The organism is Lysinibacillus boronitolerans JCM 21713 = 10a = NBRC 103108, assembly GCF_000772935.1.
Taxonomy (GTDB): domain Bacteria; phylum Bacillota; class Bacilli; order Bacillales_A; family Planococcaceae; genus Lysinibacillus; species Lysinibacillus boronitolerans.
In genome coordinates this window covers 23,619-42,094 of sequence record NZ_JPVR01000060.1, presented here as the reverse complement: position 1 = coordinate 42,094, position 18,476 = coordinate 23,619, and the positions used below count along the sequence as shown (strand labels likewise).

The following is an 18,476-nucleotide window of genomic DNA, read 5'->3' as shown; positions in this document are numbered from 1 at the left end:
ACGAGTATGGCAATTCAATTCAATTTTAATCAATGACTGCGTCATATTCATTTGATAAATCACTGTTAGGTAATTTCAGAACTTCTAAGTATAAAATATGGTGACCATCTAATTCTTTTGCGATAAATTCAAAACCTTGCTCTTGAATACTGTCTCCTTCGACCGCATCAAAACGCTTCGTCATGAACCAACCACCGATAGTATCAATATCATCATCTTCTATGTCAGTACCAAGCATATCATTTACATTTTCAAGAAGCATCTTCGCATCTAAAATAAAATGATTTTCTGCAATTTCTTGTACTTCCGGGATTTCGTCTTCATCAAATTCATCTTGAATATCGCCGACAATTTCCTCAATAATATCTTCAATCGTCACTAAACCAGATGTTCCGCCATATTCATCCATTAAAATGGCCATATGAATACGCTCACGTTGAATTTTTAGTAATAGATCGTTAATTTGCGTTGTTTCCATCACTCGAATAATAGGTTGCATATAATCAATAACTGGCTTATCACCATTTTTAGAATCTTTAATGTAAGCGGTTAATAAATGCTTCATGTTAACTAAGCCAATAATATGATCTTTATCTCCATCCAGAATTGGATAACGAGTATATTGCTCAACACCCATTAAATCAAAAACTTCTTTAATCGTTAGCTCTTTTTCAATGCCGACAATTTCAGTTCGAGGAACCATAATTTCTTTTGCAAGACGATCTGAGAACTCGAAAATACTGTTAACATATTCATATTCTGAGTTATTAATTTCTCCACCTTTTAAACTATCCGACAAAATCATACGCAACTCTTCCTCTGTGTGAGCTACTTCTGATTCTGACATCATTTTTAAGCCGAAAAGACCTGTTAAACCACGGGCAGAGCCGTTTAATAACTTAATGATAGGATACGTAATATTGTGGAAGATAATTAATGGGCCAGAAAAGTTTAATGTGACAAATTCTGCTTTTTGGATGGCTAATGTTTTTGGCGCCAATTCCCCAATAACAACATGCATAAACGTAACGATTGAGAATGCAAGTATGAATGAAAGGATAGATGTAATACTACCATTCAAATTTAGAAATTCAAACACTGGGTGCAAAATGATTTCAAATGTAGGTTCACCTAACCAACCTAAACCAAGTGCAGTGATGGTAATACCTAGCTGACAGGCAGATAAGTACTCATCTAAATCTGAAACAACACGTTTTGCATTTTTCGCTTTTTTATGCCCTTCCGCGAGCAATTGATCAATGCGGGTAGATCTCACTTTTACGATTGCAAATTCAGTTGCAACGAAAAATCCAGTCATTATAATTAGTAGGGCGAATGCCGCCAACCTAATGGTTATCTCCAATATGTCTCCGTCCAAATAATTCCTTTGTTCCCGCCCGAATGAGGGAAGTAAACAAAGTGTACACCTCCTATGATTTAAAAAATTGTTGGATGTTTCAATCATAAATTATTTAAAAGAAAAACACAAATATTGACAACGATTTTTTCGTTTGTTTATTAAGAGGCATTTGCGAAAAAAGTCGCTAGATTCAACTACCAAAAGATTGTATTTACCAGTACTATATGCTAACTTTAAAAAGATCAAAGATAGTTTGTTTAGGGAAAGAAGCATTTTGCATCTCATATAATACGACACGTCAAAAATCTCAAGAGTGCTTTAGCTTGCGGATTTTTTTAAATGAATTATTTTTTATAGTAAAGGGGGAGTCTCAAATGCTCATTGAGACTCCCCCTTTCTAAACGTTTACCCTATTTATTCTTGCTGGAAGCGTAATTTTAAACACGCTTTTTCAACATCATGGACCGTTTCCTTGAAAGGTATCACACCTGTAAACGGTGCGATAGAAACAGGTGCTTTTTCAGTTATGCCTTGCTGTGTTAGAACATAGTTCTTATTATTATACGTTAAATAGAACGTTTTAATCGATTTCTTGCCGAAAGAGCTAGTAGAAGAATCAAAAAAGCCCTTTAATTGACTGCAATACTCATTGTAAAAGTCGCTTTTATAGCCAGAAAGTTCCTCGAATTTCTTACTATTAACAGCTCCCGCTTCATCCGCTAATTCGAATATTTTAGCGGAAAATTCTGAAAAAAATTCTTTTACTTTTACACGAATTAATGCTTTTGAATTATAGCTATTTAAGTCATCCGAAAGTGTGACTTTACTCATTGAAATGGCCCCCTGCATAAAAAACATTTACTCTTAAGCTGATATCATAAATGTATAAGAAAAATATACAAATTTCAACATGATTCAACATAATTAGCTTAAATGATGTGCTATTTATAGTAAATATAGGTATTTTTATACGGGTTCAGAATGAAAAATTGACTACGGATTTTAATCGTATACATGAAACAGCATAAGCTCATGTATCATTTTTTTAACAGCCTCCTCGTCTGATGGAATGGCCCCTATCCACTCAATCGTACCGTCCTTTAAATACTCCGCTTGGTATCGTTCTCGTTGATAAAAAAATGAAATAGTCCAACCAGGTAGTTGCGTGTTTTCAAATAGTGGTTTAAAACTGAAATGTTGAATCATCATCAAACCTCGTTTCTATAGTATGTAGTCATATTATTCAAGTATAACGGTATTTTTGCAACTATTCACTTTTCATAGAAGTAAATAGGATGACATTGAAATTCTAAAGAGGTATTTCTTTCGTTGAAAATCATTGCTCTGCTATAATGGGTGCAGAAGGCGACAAAAAACGCCAATCTTGAATACAATTGAAATGAGAGGATACTAATGGATAATTTTATAGTGACATTACTTTTCATGGCTTTCATTGGGGCTGCAATTGGGGGCGTTACAAATCACTTAGCCATTAAAATGCTTTTTCGCCCATATAAAGCGATATATATTAAAAATTGGCGATTACCGTTTACACCCGGTCTTATACCCAAACGACGTGATGAATTAGCGAAACAGCTGGGTCTTACAGTAGTAAATTATTTACTAACTCCCGAAACATTTAGAAAAAAGTTTTTCTCAAAGGATATTCAAGACAAAGTAGAGCACTTTGTACAAACAAAAGTTGAAGAAACAATCTTTACAAACGACAAAACAATTCAGGATTGGCTAAACTTAGCCGGGTTTTCGCATATGCCTGCTACCATTGAGCAGAAGGTTGAAGCAATTGTAGAGGGACAATTTTCGTCAGTAAAGAATACACTATCAACAAAATCAATTCGTACATTGCTATCTGAGGATATCCAAAATACGATTGATGCTAAAATTCCAGTAGCGGTTCAGCATATTTTAGAAAAAGGCGAGGATTATTTTTTATCACCTGAAGGCGAAATGACGATTAAGGCAATGATTGATGACTTTTTATCATCCAAAGGATCTCTAGGCGGCATGATCAATATGTTCTTAGGTGATTCCACTTCACTAGTTGGGAAAGTTCAACGTGAGCTTGTGAAGTTTTTACAAGCACCAGGAACAACAACATTACTAACAAAAATATTTTCACAGGAATGGGAAAAATTCAAAGATCGACCAGCTATGGACTTTTTGCAAGATGTTCAATTTGACCCCATTTTATCGAAATTACAAGTGTACGTGAAAGAACAATTAGCAATCTCTGAACGTTTAAATCAACCGATTTCTTATTATTGGCCTGAAGGAAATGAGTGGGCAAAGTATACCGTGATTCCACAGGTTATAGAAAAGGCTTTTGTGAAGGCAGAGGAAAAACTTGAGGATGTACTAAAACGTTTAAACTTACAAGAAGTAGTGCGAGAGCAGGTAGACTCATTCCCAGTAGAGAAATTAGAGGAACTTGTATTAGGCATTTCTAAACGTGAGTTTAAAATGATTACTGTATTAGGTGCAGTGCTTGGTGGATTGATTGGGATTGTGCAAGGCTTGATTGTTTACTTTATTTAAAAGGAGATTGTATGAATGATTAATATTTATAATGACATTAATGCGCTAGAAGCAACTTTCCGTAAGATTCCAGAATTTGAAGCGTTAAAAGCTGCTGTTGAAGTTGTTAAAAATGATGAAGAGGCATTAAATGTCTTTAAAAACTTCCGTAAAATCCAAATCGAATTACAGAAAAAGCAATTAGCTGGTGAGGATATTTTGGAAGATGAGCTTGTCTATGCACAAAAAGCGGCACAGCTTGCACAGCAAAATGAAAAAATTTCAACGATGCTGGAGGCAGAAATGAAGGTAAGCAAAGTAATCGAAGAAGTAAATCGCATTTTAATAAAACCTATCCAAGGTTTATATGAAGGAATTCAATAAAAGGTGATAATCGCAATTTAAAAGGGAATAATTTTTCTAGGAATTGCACATATAACAAGTGAGAGGAAAACGTGTATCCGCTATTGGTCGGTACACGTTTTTGCTTTATGTACCAGTTAAAGAGTATTGGAGGTTATGACTATGCATGTCATCATTGAATGGATCTATAAAACACCAAAAGGAGCAACAACCGTTTTACGTTCCGCTGAAATGCCTGCAGCTCAAGCACTATTACTTGCAGAGGATATGGAAAGAACGGGAAGAGTAAAATCGCTACATTGCATTGATCGGCAAGATACAAATTGGTCACTTAAAGAGCTAAAAGCCTATTTAAAGGAAATTGATACTGAGCCACATAATATTACGGTCTATTTTGATGGAGGTTTTGATCGTGGGACAAGGCAAGCAGGGCTAGGCTGCGCCATTTATTACGAACAAAATGGTAAGCCTTTACGATTAAGAAGAAATGCCTTTTCGTCTGAATTGAAATCAAATAATGAGGCAGAGTATGCAGCGCTTTATTTAGGCTTAGTAGAGCTTGAACTTTTAAATGTCCACCATTTGCCTGTGCGTATTATAGGAGATTCACAAGTGGTCATCAATCAGCTAAATGGGGAATGGCCAGCATTGGAAAAGGAATTAGCAAGTTGGGCAGATAAAATTGATGCTAAGTTGGAGCAGCTTCACATTCAAGCAGAATACCAGCTTGTCTCACGTAAGGAAAATTCTGAAGCAGACCGCCTAGCTACTCAAGCTTTAAATGGCATCGATATTACTGGTTTGAGCGAGATTGTTAAAGAATAGCGAATAAGAGGTGGTAGTATCTACTGCCACCTCTTCTTATAAAATCCTCTGCTTGCACTGAAACTTTTTCCATTTTAAAACTACTACTCCTTTGAATCCAAACAATAAGGAGAGATTTTATGAACATGAAAAAAATAGCACCTGTAGCTATATCAGCATTATTATTTGGAAGTGCCCTTGTACCGGTAGCTTCAGCAAATGAGCAGCAATCGACAGAAGCAGAGGTACCACAAATACAAATTGATCCCGTACACATTTTTAATGATACTCGTGGTACTGTGGAAGATGTTCGTGTTGGGGAAAATATTACATATTACACAGTAAAAGAAGGCGAGCAAACAAATGTATTAGAAATGACTAAAGATACTCTTGTGTTCGACAATACTGGGAAGAAAGTGGAGCTTCAAAAGGGGGATAAAATAGTAGCTTATACATTTGCTAACAAACCTCAAAAATATATATATCCACCACAATTCAATCCAGAGGTTGTCATCGTTGAAACAGAAAAAGCAGGCTTTGTAGAAGTGGATTATTTCTTTGAAGATTTAACTAATACGTATGATATTTTAAAATTAAATATCGGGAAAGAAACAGAGCTATTCAATGAAAAAGGTGAAAAGGTGGACGCTAAAGATTTAGCAGAGAAGCATCTAGTTGTTTTCTATACGGCCTCTACTAAAAGTATTCCAGCGCAAACAACACCATCTAAAGTAATTGTACTGGACGATGATTCCTCAGCTACTAAGAATCCAATAAATGAAGAAATTGATAATATTATCGCATCAGATTCTTATGAAGTAGCTGGTACAAAAATGGTGCCATTGCGTGTGATCGCTGAAAAGCTTGGCTTCAAAGTGGATTCTACAGGCAAGGGGGCAATCCTTTCAAAAGGGAATATGTCTTACACAATTACTCGCGGTGAAAAAACATTTGGCTATAATAAGGCATTACGTACACTAACAGTTGCACCAACATTGAAAGATACAAAGACATATGTACCTATTGAATTTGTGGACGAATATTTAAAATAATTGTAAAAACAAAACAATCTATAAAATTTTTGTGAAAGATGAATGGTTTTTTGTTGCAGTCTACTTGCTTTTCTGTGGCGAGTGCCAAGACGTTTCCTCTGCTACTGCTCCGTTTAGAGGGTAGCGAACCTGTCTCGCTATCCCACGAGAGTCAAGTAGCTTTCCACTTCCATCCAAAAGAATGTTATCTTTTTAGCAAGGATTTTCACTACTTTTTATTGAAAGGTTGTGTAATCCATTACTTTTTCCATTAAATATAAGATATCCATTCTCTAATCATACAAATAATGGGTTATTTTATTCACTATGGCTAGTATAAAAAAATAAGGAAAAGACACTTTTGCACATGGTTGATTGGAGAGGAGCCAGCGTCACTCCTAGAGGGATAAGCGGCTCATCGGACGCCCCCTGGAAAGGACGGTGGCGGAATGGAAATCAACCTCTCGCCTTGTTACAAGGTCTTTTCTGATAGTGACATTATCTTTCAACAACCTAAAAATAGTATGCCAGCAATGTTTGGCATACTATTTTTTATTTGTAGTTACTCAGCCATTGCTAGAGTGTAATGGATCTTTGAGGAAATATGGGCTGGATATTTTTTCGCAAATTGTTGAAGACATTGTTTAAAAGGTACTGTGTTCATGAAGTTTTTAGCTAATACCATTTCATCTGAATACAATAAAAATTGCTGAAACTGCTGTTGAATAAATACCCTGGTCTTTTCATAATGCTTGTTAATTGAAATAGCACCATAGATTTCTTGTTGATCAATAATGTAAATAAAATCACAAAGTACTTTATGTGTGCCGTATTTAAGTTTTACCGTGACATATAATGTTTTTTCGTCACATCGTTCTAAATCAAAATGGTGGAATGCTACTTCTACTTGATGAATAAAGCTCGAAACAGATGTGTAATTGCCATTTTTTAAAATAAACAATCTCGACACCACCTTTTCTGAAAATTATAATGACAAAAAAATTGTTTGTCTATATTTAAACTGAATATTCTGTTATTTTACGGATTCTAATTGTTATTTTGCTTATAGTCATAGAAATTTGTTAAACTTAAATCTGCAATTATATAAAAGAAGAGAGCGAAACGAAATGAAAATTATTCACATAGATCAAAAATATCCTGAAGATTGGATTCGCGTATTAAATCATATTGCGAATTTATTTTTTGAGGATTCCAAGCTGAAGGTTGAACCAATGGGAGCAGACATGTCTGCTTCATTTGACTATCAGACTGGGGACGACTTTTCCATTTCTACAAAAGCAAACTTGATTGTAGATGGTAAGCAATACACGAATGAGTACAGTATTCAATATGAGTCCCCAGCAACAGATCGTGAGCTAAATATTCGTATAAAACGTGCATTGTCTCATGTATTTTTAGATGTTCTTGAACAGCATACTGGAGTGCATCAACAATGGGGGATTTTAACAGGTGTACGCCCGACAAAGCTCTATCATAAATTTAGAAAAGAAGGGAAGAGTGAGCAAGAAATTGCTGATCTATTAATTCGGGATTTCCGCTTATCAAAGGACAAAGTTGCACTATTGAAGGAAATTGTGGACCGACAACTAGTGACTATTCCTGATCTTGATGCCATTGGACAAGAGATCAGTGTTTATATCGGTATTCCATTCTGTCCTACCAAATGTGCATATTGCACTTTCCCAGCCTATGCGATTGGTAGTAATCGTAAGCAAGGCCGTGTTACGACTTTTTTAGATGGCTTGCATATTGAATTGCGTGAAATGGGCAAATGGCTGAAGGACAATGATATGAAAATCACCTCCATTTATTGGGGTGGTGGTACACCGACTTCCATCGAGGCCGATGAAATGGACGCCTTATATCAAACAATGTATGAATCATTCCCTAATCCTGAAACAATTCGAGAAGTGACAGTTGAAGCAGGAAGACCTGATACCATCACACCAGAAAAATTAGAAGTACTAAAAAAATGGGGTATTGATCGTATTAGTGTAAATCCACAATCTTATACAGATGAAACATTAAAAGCAATTGGTCGTCATCACACAGTCCAGGAAACCATTGATAAGTTTTGGCTTGCAAGAGAATCAGGTATGAACAATATTAATATGGATCTCATTATTGGGCTACCAAATGAAGGGATTGAAGAATTCCAGCATTCATTAGAGGAATCGGCAAAGATGCAGCCAGAGTCTTTAACTGTTCATACGCTATCATTTAAACGTGCGTCAGAGATGACACGTAATAAGGATAAATACAAAGTAGCCGACCGTGATACGGTTGCTGAAATGATGGAAATGGCACAAATCTGGACAAAAGAAAATGATTATGTTCCATACTATTTATATCGTCAAAAAAATATTTTAGGTAATTTAGAAAATGTCGGCTATAGTAAAGCAGGAGAAGAAAGTATTTATAATATCGTTATTATGGAAGAAGTGCAGACAATCTTAGGAATTGGCTGTGGGGCATCCTCAAAATTTGTTCATCCCGAAACAGGGAGAATTACACAATTCCATAATCCGAAAGATCCTGCTGCCTATATCATGACCTTTGAAGAGGCTATTGGAAAGAAAATTGAGTTTTTAAATGAATTATATAAGGCTTAATAATAAAGGCAATCTGATGTGTTCAGATTGCCTTCATTGTCTGTAGTGTTCGTAATGTACAGGCCATTTTTAGCAGAACAGCATCCTCAAAGTATTGTGGATCATAGCCTGTTAATTCCCTTATTTTATTCAAACGATACGTAAGTGTATGTCGATGAATATTCAATTGCTGAGCACAATGCTTTAGCTGTAAATTACAGTCAAAAAACGATTGTAATGTTTCCAATTGTTTAGCGTCCAAGTTTTTGAGTATACGACGGTAAAATGCTTGTACTTCCTCGGAATCACGAGGTTTAAAAAGAGAAAATAACTCGACATCTTCAAAAAAAGTCAATTCATTATGGATTACAGCAAATTTTAGAGCTGTTCTGGCACCTTGATAGCTATAGGGAAGCTGAGATAAATGCTGTACCACGGGCCCTACACCAATTTGAAGGGATGGTAGTTTCTGTTTCTGCTTGCGAAGTGCTTTTATAATGGGACGGCTATTTTGCTCCCCGCAATTTGTTAGCAGGATATAGTATTCCTGTAATTGGCTATGACCAGCAAGAATAGGCTGTTTGTAAAATAGATCCTCAAAAAAGAAGGGTATTGTATTTTCTGCGTAAGATGCTTCATTTAAGCTTACTAAAATCACCTGAAAAGGGCTCGAAAGAGTAAATGGTAATTTCTGAATTCGTTCAGTTAAGGCTCCATCTAGCTTACTCCCATGAACGAGTGCTTCGAATATGTAATCGTTATTCTTTCGTTGCCATTCGCTTTTAGATTCAACAATTGCTTGATGAGCCATAATCTCTGTTGTGAGTTGCACAAGATTAGCAATTTCAAGCATATCCTCTGAATTTCCTGTAATACCTATAACACCTACAACCTCATCTTGATACATAATCGGCATATTGATGCCTGGTTTTGTGTTTGGATAAAGTGCTATATTTTCCTCATTTATAATTAAAGTCTCTTTTGTCTGTGTTACATATAGTGCCCCTTCATGAATATTTTCCACCCTCATTTTATCTCCGGAAGCTAAAATGACCCCACTTGGGCTGATAACATTAATATTGTGACGCAAGCGCAACATCGTTTGATGGACGATATCTTCTGCTAACTTTTTTGTCAACATGTTTATACACCTCGCATAAAAAACAGCCTGTTATATGACAGTTAAATTGTACACCTATTATAATGTTTTCTGAATTTATTGTCATTATAATAAATTGTAAGCGCTTAACTTGGGGATATGAAAATTTACGTAAATGTCAATGGACGACATAAGTGGAGGTAGAACATGAAAGTTATCATTAGTCCAGATTCCTACAAGGGTACTCTATCAGCAGTTGAAGTAGCAAAAGCAATGCAAAAAGGAATCCTGGATGTGGATCATTCTATTGAAACAATTATATTACCAGTGGCAGATGGTGGTGAAGGTACACTACAATCACTTATTGCCTCTACAGATGGTCGATATTGCTCAGCAACTGTGCTTGATCCATTGGGAAGAGCTATCCAGGCTCAATATGGTGTACTGGGCGATCAAGAAACCTGTGTAATAGAGATGGCTCAAGCATCTGGTATTATGCTGTTACAAGAAAATGAGAAAAATCCTGAACTTGCTACATCTTATGGCACAGGACAATTAATTAAAGCCGCACTTGATCAAGGTTTTAGAAAATTTATTATTGGCATTGGTGGAAGTGCTACAAATGATGCGGGTACTGGTATGTTACAAGCATTAGGTGTGCGATTATTAACAGCTGAGGGGTTGGAACTTGATGCAGGTGTTTCTAACCTAATGCAATTAGATGTCATAGATATGAGTCTACTAGATACTAGATTAGCCGAAGCAACATTTACGATTGCCTGTGATGTGGATAATCCGCTCATTGGAGATCGAGGAGCAACAGCTATTTTTGGTCCACAAAAAGGGGTTCAAAAACATCAAATCGCTGAATTTGATCGTTGTTTAAAGCATTTTGCAGATATTGTTGAAGCTCAATTTACTATACGATTACATGACTATAAAGGTGCGGGGGCCGCTGGGGGAATGGGGGGCGCATTAATCGCTTTTTTAAAAGGCACCTTCCATGCAGGAATTGACCTTGTGCTGGATGCTGTACAGCTTCAGGCTCATTTAGCAGGAGCACAGTTAGTGATCACCGGTGAAGGAAAATCGGATCTCCAAACATTACATGGTAAGGCACCATTAGGTGTAGCAAAGGCTGCAAAGCAAGCGCATGTAGAGGTGATGCTGTTATCTGGAGGAATTGATAGAAAGGCAAATACAGCATTACAAGCGTATTTTACAGTTGTTGAGTCATTGGTGGATGAGGAGATTGATGTGCAGCAGGCAATGCAAGAACCTGCTCACTTTATTCGCTTAAAAACAAAAAGAATGATCGAGCGTTACTTACAAAAGGGGGATGACTAGATGTTGTTCATTATTATATTAATAGGGGTATTATTTGTTGTCTTAGGGACGGCTAAGTTGAAGCTTCATCCATTTTTAGCTTTATTAATCAGTGCTTTCTTTGTTGGAATTGCTTCAGGTATGCCACTATTGACAGTAGTGGAAAGTATTAATACTGGATTTGGAGGCTTGATGACAAGTATTGGTTTAGTTATTATCGCCGGTACTATCATAGGCTTAATATTAGAAAAATCAGGTGCTGCTTATCGAATGGCGGAAGTAGTGTTACGAATTGTAGGACCTAAACGTCCGCAATTAGCGATGTCTTTAATTGGCTATATCGTATCCATACCAGTATTTTGTGATTCAGGCTTTATTATTTTATCTAGCTTGCAAAAATCATTGGCAAAGCGAGCGAATGTCACGATTGCATCTATGGCAGTAGCTTTAGCAACTGGCTTATTTGCAACACATGTATTAGTACCACCAACTCCAGGGCCGATTGCAGCAGCAGGAAATATTGGCGCAGCCGATTATTTAGGAACAGTCATTGTCATTGGTTTACTAGTAGCGATACCAGCGACATTTGTAGGCTATCTATGGTCAGTAAAAGTGGCGACAAAAATTCGAGTTCCTGAAGATGAGGTTGAGGCATTAGATTATGAGGAGGTCATTAAATCCTTTGGGAAAATGCCCTCAACATTTAAAGCATTCTTACCAATCGTTCTGCCAATTGTGTTAATTGGTCTGGGTTCTATAGCAGCATTAGTTGGGGATACGGAATCGACTTTCAATACCATCTTTAAATTTTTAGGTTCTCCAACAGTGGCACTATTTTTAGGTGTAGCAGCTGCCTTTTTATTATTACCTGAAATCAATGAAACGACATTAACAGGTTGGATTGGCGAAAGTCTAAAAGAAGCAGCACCTATTTTACTTATAACAGGTGCTGGTGGTTCGTTTGGAACTGTTATAAAAAATGCTGGTGTTGGAGAAATGCTTCAGGAAATGGATTTAGGTATGTTTGCCTCAGGTACATTATTCCTTCTAGTGCCATTTATAGTAGCAGCAGCATTGAAAACAGCCCAAGGTTCTTCCACAACAGCTCTTGTGATTACGTCTACTTTAGTAGCCCCGATGCTTGTGACACTGGGAATTGAGGGAGCGGTACCATTAGCATTAGTGGTGATGGCAATAGGTGCAGGGGCAATGACCGTTAGCCATGTGAATGATAGCTTCTTCTGGGTAATTACACAGTATAGTGGCATGGAAGTGACACAAGCCTATAAAGCGCAAACGGTGGCCACGTTGTTACAGGGTCTTGTGACGATTATTATTACGATGATTTTATGGTGGATTTTTGTTTAAAGTAAAGGGAGAGCGGCCCATGGCTAGCTCTCTTTTTGTATAATAGGAAAATAGAAAGGAAGTTAGTAGATGAAAAAAATAATAGTATTACTCCTTTGTATTTTTTTATTAGCTGGCTGTACCGAGGCAGTCAAGACAGAGAAAATTCATGTAACAGCTGGTCATGAAATGCAGGTTCATTTTATTGATGTAGGGCAGGGGGATTCTATACTGATTGAATCACCAAGTGGTAAAACGATGCTTATAGATGGGGGAGTGAAGGGCGCAGGACAACAGATTGTTTCTTATTTAAAAGAACTTGGAATAAATAAGCTTGATATTGTGGTAGCGACACACCCAGATGCTGATCATATTGGGGGGCTTATTCCTGTATTAGATAACATGATGATTGAACAATTTTATGATTCGGGAAAAGTACATACATCGCAAACCTTTGAAGAGATGCTGACACGTATCGATGAAAAAAATATTCCTTACCATGTGCCAAAAATAGGTGATGATATTGTATTTGATAAGGATGTAAATGTGAAAGTTTTAAATGCCAATGAACAGGCTACAGATAATAACGATGCCTCTATTGTCTTAAAAATGACTTATGGGGATGTCTCTTTTTTATTGACGGGAGATGCGGGAGTGGCATTAGAAAAGGAAATGTTGCAGTATGATGTGAAAGCAACCGTTTTAAAAGCGGGACATCATGGCTCTAACACAAGTAGCTCGGAGGAATTCATTCAGGCTGTAAAACCAGAGGTCACGATATTAAGTTATGGAGAAGATAATAAATATGGACATCCCCATGCAGAAGTAGTGGATCGTTTGCAGGCTATTGGTAGCAAAATCTATGCCACAGCAGATTTAGGAACGATTACGGTGTCCACAGATGGGGTAAACTATGCGGTGAATGGCAAGGAAACTTCTAGAGTGGAAACGGGCAATAAACCATCTAAAGAAGTAGCACCGACAACAGCTATTGAAATCGTTAGCAAGGATCTAGTTACTGAAATAGTAGGAATCAAAAATAGTGGACAACAAGCAGTATCTTTAAAAGGTTGGCAGCTTATTTCAATTGAAGGGCATCAAGTTTATAATTTCCCTAATCTCTCTTTACAGCCAGGGAAAATAATTTATATTACTAGTGGAACCAATGCGCGGGAAGGGCAAAATTATTTGAAATGGACGACTAAACAAATTTGGTTAAACGATGGAGATGCTGCGCAATTACGGAATGAGAAAGGGGAACTTGTAAGTGAGCTTGAGTAAATACACATTGGACCGTATTGAAGATGGCTATGCGGTTTTTTTAAAGTTTCCGGCAGAAGAGGAACAGCTCATTATTTCGCAGTCAGCCATAAACAAGGCTGTGCAAGTAGGTGATCGTGTTCAGATAGAAGAAAAAAATGGTATTTACCATATTGAAATTTTACAAGAAGAAACACAACAAAAAAAAGCAGACATTCAGAGTTTAATGAATCGTTTACGAAATAAAAATAATTAATAGATGACAAGCTGTGAGAAATTGATGCACAGCTTGTTTTTAGCTAGAGGAAATGTGTATAATTTGTTATCCTAAATATTTTGAAAATATGCTAAAATAATAGTATTAATCGGGGAGCTAGGAGCGGACAAAATGTCGATAAATACTATTATTTTTGATTTAGATGATACATTACTATGGGATAAAAAATCAGTCAAAACAGCATTTGAAAAAACATGTGACTATGCAGCAACTGTACATAATGTGAATCCTGCTGAGCTAGAGGAAGCTGTTCGCCGAGAGGCACGTGCTTTATACGAAGGTTATGAAACATATGATTATACGGTTTTAATTGGTATCAATCCATTTGAAGGTCTTTGGGGAACATTTGACGACTCGACGGATTCCTTCCAAAAAATGAAGGAAATTGTTCCTAGCTATCGTGCAGCGGCTTGGACAAAAGGGTTAGCTGCTCTTGGGATTGAGGATACAGCGTTTGGAGCAGAGCTAGGAGAGCGCTTTGTAGCCGAGCGTAAAGTGGCTCCATTTTTATACGAAGATACTTTTGCAGTGTTAGATGAATTAAAAGGAAAATATCAGCTTGTATTGCTTACAAATGGTGCACCAAGTTTGCAAAACCTAAAGCTAGAAATCACACCAGAAATTGCACCATATTTTGATCATATTATTATTTCAGGTGACTTTGGTAAAGGTAAGCCGGACGCATCTATTTTTGAGTATGTAATGGAGAAGGCAGGTATTACAGCTGATGAGGCAATTATGGTTGGCGACAATCTTAATACTGATATTTTAGGATCATCTCGTGTGGGAATGCGCAATGTATGGATTAATCGTGAAAGCAATATCGCCAACGGGGCTGTGACACCTACCTATGAGGTGGACTCTTTGACAGCGTTGTTGGAGCTTGTAAATAGGCTATAATAAAAAATGTACTGATCCTTCATGGAGTCAGTACATTTTTTTGTTAAAAATAGACATTCAGTCTAAGGTATAAACATGTAAAAGCTATCGCTATACAAAGCTGAACAAGAGCGCTAGCAATTAAGTAGCCCTGAGGTTCACCAGCCTTTTTACGATAATAGATTTGCATAAAGGAGTAGAGTGAGAAAAGGCCATAAATAATTGTTGCATGAATAGTATGGTGCACAAGATAGATACCAAATGAAATACCTCCAAACAACACGAGCATGATGGCATTGGCAATGGCATGCTCAACTGTCGCAGCGAAAAAGCGACGTTCTGTATAAGGCATTCTTTTTTTTGCAATCCATAGGATGAAATGCGTAAGTAGGATGAAAATATTCCCCATAATAAGTTTCGTCGACCGCTTCTCATCATAAAAATAGCGTAGAGAGTCAATTGATTCTTCAATTAGAAAGGCTTGCTTGGTTTCAACATTGAAGAAAATCTTGTTATTGAGGACCTTCCATTTCTCTTGTGTACGGTCATTATAGAGAATCAAAATATCATAGATAGTACCATTTTTCCATTGACTAGCGGATATTGTTACAGGAGAAGCGTTGTCCAAATTTTTTTGTAGCTGTATGATAGCCTTTGAATGAGCATAGCATTGCTGAGGAACATAAAGGCAAGAATCCTTTGCTATAAAGGTTTCCTTGTTTATATTCTCCTTTAAATAGATTCGTTGGATTGCTTTTGACGAATCCGTTGTCATAGGAGAATTAGTAGGACGTTGAACAAAAGATAAAACTAATAAAGCAAGAACTACTATAAATAGCAATGATACAGAAGGGATTTTCCATTTATTTTTTCTCGTTTGTTTATTAATTACTAAAGGCTCTGTCATATTGCGTAATAATTTTTTTTCCTGCTGATCAGATAGCATTAAATCATCTAAGTGTTGCCATGTCTTCTTATCATACTTCATCCATTTCACCTCCTAGCTCTTTTTTTAAAGCGACGAGTGCTCGTTTTAATGTGTTTTTTACTTTCCCCTCATTCCAGCCAAGAATATTGGAGGTTTCCTCGATGGATAGTCCCTCTATTTTGCGCAGGATAATCACATCGCGATAGGTAATTTTTAGTTTGCGAATTGCAAGATATAGTATCCTGGCATCTTCCCGTTGCATCAGCCATTGATGAGGAGAAGGTGACGTTTGTTCTTCATGCTGTTGTAAAAAAGGGACAAATTGAATAATCCTTTTTCGACGATAATGATCATAGGCAAGGTTACGCGCGGTGCAGCGTAACCAAGCGAGATCAGCCCCTTCTTTAATTGTTTGGTGATGTTTCAAATAACGGACAAAGGTTTCCTGTGTATAATCCTCCGCTAATTTTTCGTCATTTAGTAAGTAATATAAGTATTTAAAAATGGTGTGATTATGTAAGTAAAATATTTCTTCTATGTTCAAGCTGTGCACCTCCTTTTCTTTAAAGACGAAGAACCTTTAGAAAAGTATCATTTTACCAAAAAGAAAAAGCAGAGAGTAGAGACTCCCTGCTTCTTGTTGTTGATAATTATAGGGTAATGGCTTTCACTTCATCAATGTTTTCAAGCTGTGCCACAAATACTAAATCTTCTTCTGTTACAACATTGTCAACCGTTAGCATCATAACCGCTGTACCACCAACCTGTGCACGACCAACCTGCATTGTCGCGATATTGATTTCTTTTTCTGCAAGCTTTGTTGCTACACGGCCAATTGCACCTGGTTTGTCAGTATTTTTAATGTAAAGTAGGTGGCCTTGTGGAATGACGTCTACAACATAGTCCTCCACTTTTACAATACGTGCACCTAAACCGTTTAATAGTGTACCTGCTACAGTGTGCGTTTCGTTAGCAGTAATAATTTCAATAGTAATTAAGCTTGTAAAGCCTTTTGCTGTTGTTGTTTTGTGCTCATTAATTTTCATACCAATACGTTCAGATAAGTAACGAGCATTCACATCATTGACATGATTACCGTGATTTTTAGACAGTAAACCTTTTAACGCATTTGAAGTTAATGGACGAACGTCATAGTTTGCTACTTCGCCAGCATAAGATAGGTTGATTTCCTTGACTGGCTCTGTTGTCACTTGTGATAGGAATGAACCAAGCTTTTCAGCTAATTCAAAGAAAGGCTCAACTTGTGCAAGAAGCTCTTTTGGTATAGATGGCATGTTTACTGGATTTGTTACAGTACCTGTTTTGTAAAATTTAATGATGTCATTTGATACATCAACCGCTACAGATTCCTGTGCCTCGATTGTAGATGCTCCTAAGTGAGGCGTTGCGATAACTTGTGGTAAAGTCAGTAGCTTATGATCTGTTGCTGGTTCAGAAACAAATACATCAAGAGCTGCTCCAGCCACTTTACCTGCTACGATTGCATCATATAAATCGTCTTCATTGATAATGCCGCCACGCGCACAGTTAATAATACGTACGCCATCTTTCATCATCGCAAATTTATCTTTATTAATAAGGTTGCGAGTTTCAGGTAGAAGTGGTGTATGAACTGTAATGAAATCTGCAGCTGCACAAATTTCTTCAACCGTTGCTTTTGTTACACCTAATTCTTTGGCACGTTCATCAGTTAGGAAAGGATCATATGCCATTACATTCATACGTTGACCTTTTGCGCGATACGCTACTTCAACGCCGATTCGACCAAAACCTACAACACCTAAAGTTTTATTTTTTAGCTCCACGCCAACATAAGATTTGCGATCCCATTTCCCATTTTTTAATGTATTAAAAGCTTGTGGAATATGACGGGCAAGTGAAGTCATCATCGCAATTGTATGCTCGGCAGCTGAGTTTGTGTTGCCGTCTGGTGCGTTTACCACAATAATACCGTGTTCTGTAGCAGCAGCAAGGTCAATATTATCGACACCAACACCAGCGCGACCAATTAATTTTAAGCTTTTAGCTGCTTCAATCACTTCACGTGTTACGGTTGTTTGAGAACGAACAAGTAATACATCTACATCTGCGATTTTAGCTATTAATTCTTCAGGTGCTAGTCCTGTGTCTACAATAATGTTTAAATCTAAATCTTGTTCCTGGCGTAATGGGAAAATACCATCCTCACTTAGTGGATCAGCGATAAATACGTTAATAGTTCTTGTTTTTGTTGCAGTAGTCATTATAATTAGCTCCTTTTTTATCATTATTGGTTGGTAGTGGCTTTATCTACGACAGTCTGAAATTTGTAAAATTCGAACATCTTACAGCATGCAAACAATCTCCTTTCTAAATCGAAAACAATATAAAAAGCCTTCCACGCCTTACAAACACAATTATTGTGTTGTAAGGGGCGAAAGGCTGTATAAACTTTGGTTCGCGGTACCACCCTTAATCACTGCTGGAAAATTTATTCTGGCAGTCTTAGCTATATGCGTAACGTGCATGAGACGGATAAGCTTACTTTTAAGTTGTTCGGCTTATCTATTCAGGAGTGGAACTATTATCGTAGAAATCACTGATTTGCACCAACCATCAGCTCTCTATGGATTTTCTTGCGACTAGTGTGTCTCC

At 37.0% G+C, this 18,476-nt stretch carries 18 protein-coding genes and 1 other annotated feature (1 of these 19 only partly in view); of the genes, 10 read left to right on the top strand and 8 right to left on the bottom strand.

Annotated features, from left to right (window positions below):
- Window positions 1-25: 25 nt before the first annotated feature.
- The 3 genes from CD31_RS03825 to CD31_RS03815 form a co-directional block, all read right to left on the bottom strand.
- Window positions 26-1,345 carry a hemolysin family protein gene (locus CD31_RS03825; protein ID WP_016992129.1) on the bottom strand — a complete coding sequence of 440 codons (1,320 nt, stop codon included), beginning with the start codon at window positions 1,343-1,345 and terminating at the stop codon, window positions 26-28.
- 429 nt (window positions 1,346-1,774) lie between these two features.
- Window positions 1,775-2,191, bottom strand: coding sequence for a hypothetical protein (locus tag CD31_RS03820; protein ID WP_016992128.1), 417 nt, complete (start codon window positions 2,189-2,191; stop codon window positions 1,775-1,777).
- 171 nt (window positions 2,192-2,362) lie between these two features.
- A complete protein-coding gene (locus CD31_RS03815; RefSeq protein WP_016992127.1) occupies window positions 2,363-2,566 on the bottom strand; it encodes a YheE family protein in 204 nt (67 codons plus the stop codon).
- A 207-nt stretch (window positions 2,567-2,773) separates the two neighbouring features.
- Here CD31_RS03815 and CD31_RS03810 point away from each other — a divergent pair, with 207 nt between their 5' ends.
- The 4 genes from CD31_RS03810 to CD31_RS03795 all read left to right on the top strand — a co-directional run bounded on the left by CD31_RS03810 (window position 2,774) and on the right by CD31_RS03795 (window position 6,114).
- The gene (locus CD31_RS03810) at window positions 2,774-3,916 is read left to right on the top strand and encodes a DUF445 domain-containing protein (RefSeq protein ID WP_016992126.1); all 1,143 of its coding nucleotides are present in this window, start codon (window positions 2,774-2,776) and stop codon (window positions 3,914-3,916) included.
- 15 nt (window positions 3,917-3,931) lie between these two features.
- Window positions 3,932-4,279, top strand: coding sequence for a YlbF family regulator (locus CD31_RS03805; protein WP_004230811.1), 348 nt, complete (start codon window positions 3,932-3,934; stop codon window positions 4,277-4,279).
- Window positions 4,280-4,420: 141 nt separating this feature from the next.
- Window positions 4,421-5,083, top strand: coding sequence for a ribonuclease H family protein (locus CD31_RS03800; RefSeq protein WP_036075878.1), 663 nt, complete (start codon window positions 4,421-4,423; stop codon window positions 5,081-5,083).
- Between the two features lie 119 nt (window positions 5,084-5,202).
- Complete coding sequence (locus tag CD31_RS03795) at window positions 5,203-6,114, top strand: stalk domain-containing protein (protein ID WP_052125316.1); 912 nt, start codon at window positions 5,203-5,205, stop codon at window positions 6,112-6,114.
- 541 nt (window positions 6,115-6,655) lie between these two features.
- Here the strand turns inward: CD31_RS03795 and CD31_RS03790 are convergent.
- Window positions 6,656-7,063, bottom strand: coding sequence for a hypothetical protein (locus tag CD31_RS03790; RefSeq protein WP_244905094.1), 408 nt, complete (start codon window positions 7,061-7,063; stop codon window positions 6,656-6,658).
- A 157-nt stretch (window positions 7,064-7,220) separates the two neighbouring features.
- Here CD31_RS03790 and CD31_RS03785 point away from each other — a divergent pair, with 157 nt between their 5' ends.
- Window positions 7,221-8,726 carry a coproporphyrinogen III oxidase gene (locus CD31_RS03785; RefSeq protein ID WP_036075876.1) on the top strand — a complete coding sequence of 502 codons (1,506 nt, stop codon included), beginning with the start codon at window positions 7,221-7,223 and terminating at the stop codon, window positions 8,724-8,726.
- Between the two features lie 22 nt (window positions 8,727-8,748).
- Here CD31_RS03785 and CD31_RS03780 read toward each other — a convergent pair whose 3' ends face one another.
- A complete protein-coding gene (locus CD31_RS03780) occupies window positions 8,749-9,846 on the bottom strand; it encodes a CdaR family transcriptional regulator (protein ID WP_036075873.1) in 1,098 nt (365 codons plus the stop codon).
- A gap of 165 nt (window positions 9,847-10,011) precedes the next feature.
- Between CD31_RS03780 and CD31_RS03775 the strand changes: the two genes are divergently transcribed.
- From CD31_RS03775 to CD31_RS03755, 5 genes are all read left to right on the top strand, one after another.
- A complete protein-coding gene (locus CD31_RS03775) occupies window positions 10,012-11,151 on the top strand; it encodes a glycerate kinase (RefSeq protein WP_036075872.1) in 1,140 nt (379 codons plus the stop codon).
- The gene (locus CD31_RS03770; protein ID WP_036075870.1) at window positions 11,152-12,498 is read left to right on the top strand and encodes a GntP family permease; all 1,347 of its coding nucleotides are present in this window, start codon (window positions 11,152-11,154) and stop codon (window positions 12,496-12,498) included. It begins immediately after the preceding gene.
- A 69-nt stretch (window positions 12,499-12,567) separates the two neighbouring features.
- Window positions 12,568-13,758 (top strand): MBL fold metallo-hydrolase, encoded by a 1,191-nt coding sequence (locus CD31_RS03765; RefSeq protein WP_036075867.1) that lies wholly within the window; start codon window positions 12,568-12,570, stop codon window positions 13,756-13,758.
- Window positions 13,745-13,993 carry a DUF3006 domain-containing protein gene (locus CD31_RS03760; RefSeq protein WP_036075864.1) on the top strand — a complete coding sequence of 83 codons (249 nt, stop codon included), beginning with the start codon at window positions 13,745-13,747 and terminating at the stop codon, window positions 13,991-13,993. Before CD31_RS03765 ends, CD31_RS03760 begins: the two co-directional genes overlap by 14 nt.
- A gap of 132 nt (window positions 13,994-14,125) precedes the next feature.
- A complete protein-coding gene (locus tag CD31_RS03755; protein WP_016992114.1) occupies window positions 14,126-14,914 on the top strand; it encodes an HAD family hydrolase in 789 nt (262 codons plus the stop codon).
- Window positions 14,915-14,957: 43 nt separating this feature from the next.
- On the opposite strand, the gene CD31_RS03750 is transcribed toward CD31_RS03755, so the two are convergent.
- The 3 genes from CD31_RS03750 to serA form a co-directional block, all read right to left on the bottom strand.
- Entirely contained in the window at window positions 14,958-15,881 is a 924-nt protein-coding gene (locus CD31_RS03750) for a hypothetical protein (protein ID WP_036075862.1), read from the bottom strand.
- Entirely contained in the window at window positions 15,871-16,365 is a 495-nt protein-coding gene (locus CD31_RS03745; protein ID WP_036075861.1) for an RNA polymerase sigma factor, read from the bottom strand. Before CD31_RS03745 ends, CD31_RS03750 begins: the two co-directional genes overlap by 11 nt.
- A 106-nt stretch (window positions 16,366-16,471) precedes the next feature.
- Window positions 16,472-18,085: a phosphoglycerate dehydrogenase gene (gene serA / locus CD31_RS03740; protein WP_036075859.1), complete on the bottom strand. Its 1,614-nt coding sequence runs from the start codon at window positions 18,083-18,085 to the stop codon at window positions 16,472-16,474.
- A gap of 163 nt (window positions 18,086-18,248) precedes the next feature.
- Window positions 18,249-18,476: a binding site (T-box leader), on the bottom strand; it runs 14 nt beyond the window's last position.

Excerpts from the sequence above, each read along its gene's own strand:
- CD31_RS03820 (WP_016992128.1), bottom strand. The coding sequence starts at position 2,191 with ATGAGTAAAGTCACACTTTCGGATGACTTAAATAGCTATAATTCAAAA.
- CD31_RS03815 (WP_016992127.1), bottom strand. The coding sequence starts at position 2,566 with ATGATTCAACATTTCAGTTTTAAACCACTATTTGAAAACACGCAACTA.
- CD31_RS03810 (WP_016992126.1), top strand. The coding sequence starts at position 2,774 with ATGGATAATTTTATAGTGACATTACTTTTCATGGCTTTCATTGGGGCT.
- CD31_RS03805 (WP_004230811.1), top strand. The coding sequence starts at position 3,932 with ATGATTAATATTTATAATGACATTAATGCGCTAGAAGCAACTTTCCGT.
- CD31_RS03800 (WP_036075878.1), top strand. The coding sequence starts at position 4,421 with ATGCATGTCATCATTGAATGGATCTATAAAACACCAAAAGGAGCAACA.
- CD31_RS03795 (WP_052125316.1), top strand. The coding sequence starts at position 5,203 with ATGAACATGAAAAAAATAGCACCTGTAGCTATATCAGCATTATTATTT.
- CD31_RS03785 (WP_036075876.1), top strand. The coding sequence starts at position 7,221 with ATGAAAATTATTCACATAGATCAAAAATATCCTGAAGATTGGATTCGC.
- CD31_RS03780 (WP_036075873.1), bottom strand. The coding sequence starts at position 9,846 with ATGTTGACAAAAAAGTTAGCAGAAGATATCGTCCATCAAACGATGTTG.
- CD31_RS03775 (WP_036075872.1), top strand. The coding sequence starts at position 10,012 with ATGAAAGTTATCATTAGTCCAGATTCCTACAAGGGTACTCTATCAGCA.
- CD31_RS03770 (WP_036075870.1), top strand. The coding sequence starts at position 11,152 with ATGTTGTTCATTATTATATTAATAGGGGTATTATTTGTTGTCTTAGGG.
- CD31_RS03765 (WP_036075867.1), top strand. The coding sequence starts at position 12,568 with ATGAAAAAAATAATAGTATTACTCCTTTGTATTTTTTTATTAGCTGGC.
- CD31_RS03755 (WP_016992114.1), top strand. The coding sequence starts at position 14,126 with ATGTCGATAAATACTATTATTTTTGATTTAGATGATACATTACTATGG.
- CD31_RS03750 (WP_036075862.1), bottom strand. The coding sequence starts at position 15,881 with ATGAAGTATGATAAGAAGACATGGCAACACTTAGATGATTTAATGCTA.
- serA (WP_036075859.1), bottom strand. The coding sequence starts at position 18,085 with ATGACTACTGCAACAAAAACAAGAACTATTAACGTATTTATCGCTGAT.